Annotated in this window: 1 protein-coding gene and 1 other annotated feature; the gene reads left to right on the top strand. The window is 67.2% G+C overall.

Features of this window, described 5'->3' with window-relative positions; genetic code table 11:
• Positions 1-51 precede the first annotated feature (51 nt).
• Positions 52-1295, top strand: a protein-coding gene (locus tag ABFX45_RS46145; RefSeq protein ID WP_346137420.1) for an IS3 family transposase whose coding sequence is annotated in 2 segments (ribosomal slippage) — positions 52-331 and positions 331-1295 — 1245 coding nt in all. Because the reading frame shifts where the segments join, the coding sequence is not laid out codon by codon here.
• Positions 330-458: a sequence feature (AL1L pseudoknot), on the top strand. It overlaps the preceding gene by 129 nt.
• Positions 1296-1326: the final 31 nt, after the last annotated feature.

Below are 1326 nucleotides of genomic sequence, written 5' to 3'. Positions count from 1 at the left end.
TGTTCCGTGCCGGGTTTGATGGAGACCATCAAGCCTGGATGATGAGGAGCAATGGCCCCACCGAAGAAGTACCCAGATGAGCTGCGTGAGCGGGCGACCCGGATGGTCGTGGAGGCCCGCCGGGACCCGGCGTCCGCGACCGGGGCGATCAAGCGGATCGCCGAGCAGCTCGGGATCCACCCCGAGGCACTGCGGACCTGGGTCAAACGCGCGGAGATCGACGCCGGCGACCGGCCAGGCACCACGTCGAGCGACGCGGAGCGGATCGCGCAGCTCGAGCGGGAGAACCGGGAACTGCGCCGTGCCAACGCGATCCTGAAATCCGCGTCCGCTTTCTTCGCGGCGGAGCTAGACCGCCCCTCCCGCTGATCGTCAACTACATCGACGCCCACAAGCACGAGTTCGGAGTCGAGCCGATCTGTGCCGTCCTGACCCAGGCCGGCGTCAAGATCGCTCCGAGCACCTACTACGCCGCCCGCTCCCGCCCGCCCTCGGCACGCGCGGTCCGCGACGCGGTGGTCACCGAGAAGATCAAGGAAGTACACGAGACGAACTACGGCGTCTACGGCGTGCGCAAGATCTACGCCGAGCTGGCCCGCCAGGGCGGGGTCACCGGGCTTCCGGTCGCCCGCCGCACCGTCGCCAGATTGATGAAATCCGCTGGGCTGCAAGGGATTTCCCGGCTGAAAACCCCGCGCACCACGCGCGGCGGCAAGGGTAGCGACCCGCGCCCGGACCTTGTCAAGCGGTCTTTCGCCGCCCCGGCACCCAACCGGCTGTGGGTCGCCGACATCACCTACATCCGCACCTTCACCGGCTGGGTCTACGCCGCGTTCGTGCTCGACGTGTTCTCCCGCCGCATCGTCGGCTGGCAACTGTCCACGTCACTGCGCACCGACCTGGCGCTCGACGCCCTGGAGATGGGGCTGTGGACCCGCACCCGCGCCGGACAGGACACCAGCGACCTCATTCACCACTCCGACCGCGGAACGCAATACCTCGCCGTGCGCTACACCCAGCGCCTGGCCGAGGCCGGCGCGGTCGCATCCGTTGGCAGCAAAGGAGATTCCTACGACAACGCCATGGCCGAAGCCTTCAACTCGATCTTCAAAGCCGAACTCGTCCGCAACAAGGGCCCCTGGCGCGGCACCGACGACCTCGAGATCGCCGTCGCCGAGTACATCGACTGGTACAACCACCGCCGGCTACACGGCGAACTCGGCCTGATCCCGCCCGTGGAACACGAAACCAACCATCACCACACAACCGCACCCGTCCCGACACCGAGCGGGTAATCACACCCTCCATCAAACCCGGTACTTGACA

It is taken from the genome of Lentzea roselyniae, from assembly GCF_039537795.1.
GTDB classification, from domain to species: Bacteria; Actinomycetota; Actinomycetes; order Mycobacteriales; family Pseudonocardiaceae; genus Lentzea; species Lentzea atacamensis.
This window is presented reverse-complemented; position numbering and strand designations above follow the sequence as displayed.